The following is a 7,110-nucleotide window of genomic DNA, read 5'->3' as shown; positions in this document are numbered from 1 at the left end:
GCTAGCAGCGTGAGAACCGAAAAGAATGTCCGAAATTACTGGACCAGTTCAAGCCGCCTCCTACAAGGGGGCGCTCACATTTCAGTCGTCCATATCTCGACCGCTCAACAAGCGGCTGATCATCTCCATCGAAAATCCGCGATAGCTCAAAAAGCGCCCTTGCTTGGCGCGTTCACGGGCATCAATTGGCAGATGGCCAGCAAACTTACGGCGCCAGGTGTCTTCCAGTTGCGATTGCCAACTGATGCCACACTCACGCAGCGCCAGATCGATATCGGCACGCTGCAAGCCTCGCTGGCTCAGCTCTTCGCGAATCCGCGCAGGCCCGTAGCCCGAGCGTGCCCGGTAGGAAACAAAGCTTTCTAGATAACGTGCTTCCGAAAGTAGCCCCTCTTCCGTCAAGCGGTCGAGGGCTGTTTCGATCATTTCGGGAGGGGCGCCACGCTGACGCAGTTTACGCGTCAGCTCAACACGACCATGCTCGCGTCGTGCGAGCAGGTCCATTGCGGTACGCCGTACGGCAACCAGCGTATCGAGTACAACGGTCATCGTTGGGCTCAGATATCAGCGTCGGCTTCTGCCATGTCATCAACAGGTTCGCGGTTGGCTGCAGCCTTGACGTCTGGCGCCGGGGTCAGCAGCTTGTCGCGGATCTGCTTCTCAAGCGTCGCCGCGATATCAGGGTTGTCCTGCAGGAACTTGGCCGAGTTGGCCTTGCCCTGACCGATCTTGCTGCCGTTGTAGGCATACCAGGCGCCGGACTTCTCGACAAAACCGTGCAGCACGCCCAGGTCGATCATCTCGCCGTTCAGGTAGATACCCTTGCCGTAGAGAATCTGGAACTCGGCCTGACGGAATGGCGGAGCTACCTTGTTCTTCACAACCTTGACGCGGGTTTCGCTACCGACAACCTCGTCACCTTCCTTCACCGCGCCAGTACGACGGATGTCCAGGCGAACCGAAGCGTAGAACTTCAGCGCGTTACCACCGGTGGTGGTTTCCGGGCTGCCGAACATCACGCCGATTTTCATCCGGATCTGGTTGATGAAGATCACCAGGCAGTTGGCGTTCTTGATGTTACCGGTGATCTTACGCAGGGCCTGGGACATCAGACGAGCTTGCAGGCCGACGTGCATGTCGCCCATTTCGCCTTCGATCTCGGCCTTCGGCACCAGGGCCGCCACGGAGTCGACCACGATCACGTCGATGGCGTTCGAACGCACCAGCATGTCGGTGATTTCCAGCGCTTGCTCGCCGGTGTCCGGCTGCGAAACCAGCAGGTCGTCGACATTGACGCCCAGCTTGCCCGCGTATTCAGGATCCAGGGCGTGCTCGGCATCGACGAACGCGCAGGTGGCGCCCATTTTCTGGGCCTGGGCAATCACCGACAGGGTCAGGGTGGTTTTACCAGAAGACTCCGGACCGTAGATCTCAACGATACGGCCTTTTGGCAGGCCGCCAATGCCGAGCGCGATGTCCAGACCCAGAGAGCCAGTGGAAATAGCCGGGATCGCCTGACGGTCGTGATCGCCCATACGCATTACGGCACCCTTGCCGAATTGACGTTCGATCTGACCCAGGGCCGCAGCCAAGGCTTTCTTCTTGTTGTCGTCCATTAAAGTCCTCACGTAATCAATAAGGCCTGACGGCCAACACCTGTATAAGTAGACAGTATTGTTCCATAAAGATCGGGGATCGCCTACCCCTGATTTTCTATTTCTGCTGCAGCTCGTCGCAACAGCCCCTCTAATGCGGCTTTTACCGTTTGTCGGCGGACCTCGTCACGGTTGCCAGGGAAGTGCTGGCACTCGGCCGTAACCTCGTCACCGACCCCCCAGGCCAGCCATACGGTGCCCACCGGTTTGTCCGGCGAGCCGCCATCGGGGCCTGCCACACCGCTGACCGCCACGGCAAACCGCGCCAGGCTTTTTTCCTGGGCGCCCCTGGCCATGGCCTCGACCACTTCACGGCTTACGGCCCCGACCTTGGGGAACAACCCTTCCGGCACATTGAGCTGGCGGGTCTTCTGCCGATTGGAATAGGTCACATAACCGGCCTCGAACCAGGCCGAACTCCCGGGAATACGCGTGATGGCTTCGGCAATACCACCACCGGTGCAGGATTCGGCGGTGGTGACGTGGGCATTGAGCACCTGCAAACGTCGGCCAAGTTCGGCGGCGAGTTGGGTAATTTCCTTCACGGTCGTCTCCAGGAAAGTGCGGGGGTTTGCCTACCCTACAGGAGCCCATCGGCCACGCAAACGGCAGACAGCTGCAACAGGTTACCGGGTGATGGCCCGCACATACGCCTGGCAGGCCCGCAGCGCGATCAATCCGTTATCGCCGGCATCGGTGATGCCGATAATTCGTTGAGCATGCGCCGGGTCAAGTCGACCTCGCGGGGCGCCATGAACCACGCTGCGGGTGGTGGTGGCTGGCATTGAGTGGCCGGCGGCGGGATCGGCGGCGTCGAGAAGGACTGACAGGCGCACATCAGCAGTGGCCAGCCGGTCGCGCAGATAAACCTGGTTACGTTGTGCATCGCTCAACTCCCGCGTGTGCTGTTGATCGCTGGCGGCGAGCTGTTGCTCCAATGCCTGGCGCCTGGTTTGTTCGGCCAGGTAGTGGCGCTGCGCTGCCTGGCTTTGTTGGTTGAGCTGCTCTGAATGCCGCGCCGCCTGGCGTTCAAACTCAAGGCCAAGGCGCCAGGCCTGGACCTGCCAACTGGCCGCCGCCGGGACGGTCATCAGCAAGACAACCGCCAGCATGCGCCAGCTCAACTGCATAACACCGCCCTCGCCTGCGCCCACAATTGCTGACGATGCTCTAGCCCATTGAGGCCACCATTGATACGGCGAGTGATGGTGGTGAATTGGTCCTGATCAGCCAGTTCATTCAAACCATTGCTGTGCCAGAACCAGGCGGCGGACTCGGCCGCCCATTGCGGTTGTTCCAGCAGTTCGGGGAAATGCAGCAGGCGTTCATCGCCAAACAGCGCGCGGCTGCAGGCCAGGTAATTGCGCCGCCCGGTAATCTGGATCAGCCCACGGCCGCGGTATTTCTGACCGTCACCGTCGGCTTCGGGACTGTTGCCCAGGCGTACCGCCAGGGTGCCGGTGTCGTATTTGCTCAGGTATTGCTCGCCGCCCAGTTCCCGGACGTAGCGCAGCTCACCGGACTCGTGACCGACCTGGGCAATAAAGGCGGCCATGCGTTTGGGGGCGGTGATGTGCCGGTGAAGCATGGCGGCGTTGAGCGCCGAAATGAAAACGCCCGCTTGGGCACGGGCGTTAGGCAGGATCTGTTGCAGTTGCGTGAGTGTCATCATCCTTGATCTCCACGGTCTAAGAGGCCAATCCACTGGCCATGATCGAACTGCGATAGCCCGTCGTCGTGTCGCCTACATGGGTCACCTTGTCAATCGACCAGCGCCCCTGCATATACCCAGGCCAAGTCTCATCCAGCAGCAACAGCCCTTCGGCGGACAGCAACGGGTTGCCAGGGCAGTCGATGGCGATCGTCAGCCCTTCGCGCCCCACCCGGCGCAACTCGCCCTGCGCCACTGAGCGCGCTTCGGTTTCGCTCTGGCAGCGTTGGCGCAAGGTCTTGAATGGTGCGATCCCCACCTCGACCACACGCTGGCGAGAGGCCGCTCCATCCCACCAATTGACACGGCAGCCCTGGTATTTGGCCCGCGCGCTTTCATCAATCCGCGCGCTGATAAACGCCTGCTCGCCAGGACGGTTGTCTTGGGTCACCGACAACCGCACATCCGGCAGTTGCTGGCCCGACAGCGACTTGACCTGACCGCTTTCGGCCAGCACATACAACTCGTTGATCGGCTTGGTCACTGCGTTGTAGCGCCCGGCCAGGCGGGTGATGAAGCCCATGTCGGTTTCATTCGACTGATCGATATGGTCAATCGCAATCCCATCCAGTGCCGGCGCCATCCGGGGTGAAAACCCGTGCCGCGTGGCCAGTTGGCGAAACAGCGCACCGAGGGTCGTGGGGCCATGGCTGGCGGAACGGCGCTGGCGGTAACCGCTTTGGTCCAATACGCTGAACGGCGCAGCCGTGGCCACGATCGCCAGGCGCATGGGAAACAGGTATGGGGTGCGCTGGGTAATCACAAACTCGCCTTTTTCCACCAGCCCCGACTCGCGATACCCCACGCGCAAGCCGATCTTGGCACCCAGGCTCGGCAGGCCCTCCAGGCCCTCGATATTGATGGTCAGTTCCAGGCGGTCGGATTCGATGCCCGCCGCGTCGGTGTGCTTCCATTGCATCAGCCGTGGGTTGATCAACGCCGCATTGGCGCCATAGATCTCCACGACCGGGGTAAATCCCATTGCCATGCTGCCTCCTTAATCCCAGGCCGAAACGGGTCGTGCAAGACCGGGTTGCGCGTCCATTTCGGGCACGATCACCCAGATGCCCGCCGGCAACACCGGGCCATGCTCGGCAAGCCCGGGATTCAAGCGCCAGAGGGTTTCTTCAGCCGCGTCATCACAACGGCCCAACTCGCGGTAGAGCAGCAGGTTGACCGAATCACCGGCAATACTTCGGACTCTACGCATTGACGAACTCCTCCAGCACCAGCGACCACTTGATCACCATGGCGGTGCCGTCATCGATGACATTGGCCTGGCTTTCCGTCAGCGCGGTGATGCGCCACAGGCCCCAGTTACGGCCGATACCATCGACCAGCGGCAACGGCGTCCGTGCATCCAGCAGGACGCGTAATTGGTCGAGACGCTGCATGCCAACAGCCGCCGTGGCGGTGCCGGCAAAGGTCAGCTTTTCCAGCTTCTGGCCGTTCTGCCGCGACTGGGGCTTGCTGGCGATAATCTCCAGGTCGCCCCAGCCACCATCACTGCCGCGCTGGAGCGTGGAGTAGGCGAACCCTCGGGACAGGCCAAATATAAAGTCGCCCAGTACCATCTGCTGTCGCATTAATCACCTCCATCGGTCAGTGCTGCGTTGCGCCGAACCGCCAGTGAATCGGTCAGCATCGGCATGCATTGGTTTTGCAGGGATTGCAGAACCCGGTCGACCACCTGCTGAGCGTCTGCGGGGTTGACGCCGGTGATCTGGATGCTCGGTGCCAGGGTGACCTGGACGTTGTCCGAGCGGGCGCTGTTGAGCTCTTTGCTCACTGCATCGGGCGATGGCAGGCGGTCACTGGGGCCGAACAATTTTTCACCGAGCCAACTACCGCCCTCGCCGCCCAACAGGCCACCGATAACGCCGCCCACCGCAGTGCCCACGCCAGGGAATACCAGGGTGCCAAGGGCCGCTCCGGCAGAAGCGCCGGCCCATGCGGCACCGGCGGTACCGAGGCCGCTGCCGGCGGCTCGCATGTTGCCGCTGCGCACGCCCCGGACGACGTTGATGGCGGCATCGGCGAAGCGCAATGGCGTCAACCTGCGCACGCCGATGGACCCCAGCCGGCTCAGGGTTGGGACCAGGCGGGAGGCTGGCGCCTTGCGTAGGCCGAGGGCTGATGCACTCTTTAATAGCACCGCCTTGCCTGCGCTCAACCCACGGGTAGAAACCCTTCGCAGGCTGGCGCTTACCGAAGTCACCCGCGCCAGGAACCCCGTTTTCAGGCCGTCAAACATCTTGCCTGCGCGCTCGCCCAGGCTCCTCATGATTGCCATTGGCCCAGTGGCGCTCCTGCCGGTCCCTGAGGTTTTTCTCGGCATCGGTGGGCTGGTGCGGCCAGTGCCGTTTTGCCTCACCGTTTTTCGTGACCCTTTGGGCCCGTAACGAGCCCGCCCGGTCAAGGGCTCGCTGGCGCCTGGGCAGCAGCAGTCCTTGCTATCGTCCCGGAACAATTTCCCGACGTAGGGCAACTTGCCCAGCGTTGCATCGACTACCTTGCCCGATACCCGGCTCTTGACCGTATCAAGCAAGCTTTCACCCACCCATTTGGAACTCTTGCTCAACCAGGCCTCAGTCGCCGAGGCCTTGTCTTCGGGCGCAGCTTGCGGCGCACTGGTCATAGCTTCAACGACCGTGCCGCCCAGCGGTCCACCCGTGATAAACAGGGTGCCATTGAGGGTTTCCAGGCTCTCGCGCAGGCGCACCTGTTCCTCGGTCAACGCGTGGATATGCAGGCTGGCGTTGGCCAGGGCCAGGCTCAGCTCAGACGGTGGCTCTGTCGCCACGCCCATATTGGGAGCGCCAATCAGACTTTCATTCGGCTCGGCAAGCAGGCCCGGCAGTTGCAAGGCGCCACTTTCGGCGAGCCCGGGAAAGGTCATCCAGCGTTTGTCTTCGTCCGCGAGCTTGAGCGTATATCGAGCGTCTTGCATCTCGCTCTCCTCCTATTTGACGCCAAGGCGAGTGATCGCGATGTCGTAGCGGCGCAATGCTTTGGCGGCATTCCATTCGAGAATTTCCGCTTCATTTACCGAGTAAACCAGCGGGACGACGTCGAGGATTACTTCGATGTCGCGCTGCGAAAGAAGTCCGCCGGTTTGTTTAAAAAATCGTCGATGCGCTCCTGCAGTTGCGTCCAGTCGGGCACGGTCAGGCCGTCCAGGTCAGGGATCATCAGGCCGGTGCAGTGCGAGGTGATGAACTCGGCGCGCTCTTTGTTGGTGGCGAGTTTTTTCATCACCTTGGTGGCGCGCAGCGCGGGCATTTCCAGGGTGACGCTGGTCAACACACGGCCGGCCACTTCCAGCGGCAGCAGCAGTTGCACCTGCTCGCCAGGCTCGCTGGAGTCGCCCAGGAAGAACGAGGCCGGGCGCGTCGACATGTCGTGTACGTGCTGGGCAATGCTCACGTAGTCCGGGCGCTTGAGTTGGTCGAGTTCCTTTTCCGAGAGGCCGGTGGCCAGTTTGGCCAGTTCGAAGAACTGGTCATCCTCGTCCTCGCCGGCGCGGGCCAGCGCTTGTTTTTGCGCGGCGTAGAACAGCGCGTTGAGTTGAATCTGCTCGATCGTCGCACCGTTGTCGGCGGTGATCGGCGCCAGCAGGCTATGCAGGGGTGGCTTCCAGGCCATGGGCGAAATTCCTTGATGACAATTTAGAACGCGTGGGTACGGTCAATGGACTGCCCCCGAAAAGTTGGACAGTTTCAGCTAGCAGCCTCAGCAGCATGA

The 7,110-nt window shown here is 61.6% G+C and carries 10 protein-coding genes; all 10 read right to left on the bottom strand.

Annotation, left to right across the window (positions count from 1 at the left end; all coding sequences use genetic code 11):
* Positions 1-81 precede the first annotated feature (81 nt).
* A complete protein-coding gene (recX, locus tag KL786_RS29135) occupies positions 82-549 on the bottom strand; it encodes a recombination regulator RecX (RefSeq protein ID WP_215519807.1) in 468 nt (155 codons plus the stop codon).
* Between the two features lie 8 nt (positions 550-557).
* Positions 558-1,616: a recombinase RecA gene (recA, locus tag KL786_RS29130; RefSeq protein WP_029295312.1), complete on the bottom strand. Its 1,059-nt coding sequence runs from the start codon at positions 1,614-1,616 to the stop codon at positions 558-560.
* 83 nt (positions 1,617-1,699) lie between these two features.
* Positions 1,700-2,200, bottom strand: coding sequence for a CinA family protein (locus tag KL786_RS29125; protein WP_032858393.1), 501 nt, complete (start codon positions 2,198-2,200; stop codon positions 1,700-1,702).
* Between the two features lie 81 nt (positions 2,201-2,281).
* Entirely contained in the window at positions 2,282-2,785 is a 504-nt protein-coding gene (locus tag KL786_RS29120) for a lysis system i-spanin subunit Rz (protein ID WP_215519806.1), read from the bottom strand.
* Positions 2,776-3,324 (bottom strand): glycoside hydrolase family 19 protein, encoded by a 549-nt coding sequence (locus KL786_RS29115; protein ID WP_215519808.1) that lies wholly within the window; start codon positions 3,322-3,324, stop codon positions 2,776-2,778. The genes KL786_RS29120 and KL786_RS29115 overlap by 10 nt, the downstream gene beginning before the upstream one ends.
* A 19-nt stretch (positions 3,325-3,343) precedes the next feature.
* Positions 3,344-4,354, bottom strand: a complete 1,011-nt coding sequence (locus tag KL786_RS29110) for a contractile injection system protein, VgrG/Pvc8 family (protein ID WP_215519805.1) — start codon at positions 4,352-4,354, stop codon at positions 3,344-3,346.
* A 9-nt stretch (positions 4,355-4,363) separates the two neighbouring features.
* Positions 4,364-4,576, bottom strand: coding sequence for a tail protein X (locus KL786_RS29105; RefSeq protein ID WP_215519804.1), 213 nt, complete (start codon positions 4,574-4,576; stop codon positions 4,364-4,366).
* Positions 4,569-4,952 carry a phage tail protein gene (locus tag KL786_RS29100; protein WP_090291886.1) on the bottom strand — a complete coding sequence of 128 codons (384 nt, stop codon included), beginning with the start codon at positions 4,950-4,952 and terminating at the stop codon, positions 4,569-4,571. The genes KL786_RS29105 and KL786_RS29100 overlap by 8 nt, the downstream gene beginning before the upstream one ends.
* The gene (locus tag KL786_RS29805; RefSeq protein WP_252193896.1) at positions 4,952-6,316 is read right to left on the bottom strand and encodes a tail tape measure protein; all 1,365 of its coding nucleotides are present in this window, start codon (positions 6,314-6,316) and stop codon (positions 4,952-4,954) included. The genes KL786_RS29100 and KL786_RS29805 overlap by 1 nt, the downstream gene beginning before the upstream one ends.
* 128 nt (positions 6,317-6,444) lie before the next feature.
* Positions 6,445-7,011 carry a phage tail assembly protein gene (locus tag KL786_RS29090; RefSeq protein WP_154841809.1) on the bottom strand — a complete coding sequence of 189 codons (567 nt, stop codon included), beginning with the start codon at positions 7,009-7,011 and terminating at the stop codon, positions 6,445-6,447.
* Positions 7,012-7,110: the final 99 nt, after the last annotated feature.

Origin of the sequence: Pseudomonas sp. TAE6080 (assembly GCF_018732265.1) — a bacterium.
In the GTDB taxonomy this organism is placed as follows: domain Bacteria; phylum Pseudomonadota; class Gammaproteobacteria; order Pseudomonadales; family Pseudomonadaceae; genus Aquipseudomonas; species Aquipseudomonas brenneri.
This window is presented reverse-complemented; position numbering and strand designations above follow the sequence as displayed.

Excerpts from the sequence above, each read along its gene's own strand:
- KL786_RS29090 (WP_154841809.1), bottom strand. The coding sequence starts at position 7,011 with ATGGCCTGGAAGCCACCCCTGCATAGCCTGCTGGCGCCGATCACCGCC.
- KL786_RS29110 (WP_215519805.1), bottom strand. The coding sequence starts at position 4,354 with ATGGCAATGGGATTTACCCCGGTCGTGGAGATCTATGGCGCCAATGCG.
- recX (WP_215519807.1), bottom strand. The coding sequence starts at position 549 with ATGACCGTTGTACTCGATACGCTGGTTGCCGTACGGCGTACCGCAATG.
- KL786_RS29120 (WP_215519806.1), bottom strand. The coding sequence starts at position 2,785 with ATGCAGTTGAGCTGGCGCATGCTGGCGGTTGTCTTGCTGATGACCGTC.
- KL786_RS29100 (WP_090291886.1), bottom strand. The coding sequence starts at position 4,952 with ATGCGACAGCAGATGGTACTGGGCGACTTTATATTTGGCCTGTCCCGA.
- KL786_RS29115 (WP_215519808.1), bottom strand. The coding sequence starts at position 3,324 with ATGACACTCACGCAACTGCAACAGATCCTGCCTAACGCCCGTGCCCAA.
- KL786_RS29805 (WP_252193896.1), bottom strand. The coding sequence starts at position 6,316 with ATGCAAGACGCTCGATATACGCTCAAGCTCGCGGACGAAGACAAACGC.
- recA (WP_029295312.1), bottom strand. The coding sequence starts at position 1,616 with ATGGACGACAACAAGAAGAAAGCCTTGGCTGCGGCCCTGGGTCAGATC.
- KL786_RS29105 (WP_215519804.1), bottom strand. The coding sequence starts at position 4,576 with ATGCGTAGAGTCCGAAGTATTGCCGGTGATTCGGTCAACCTGCTGCTC.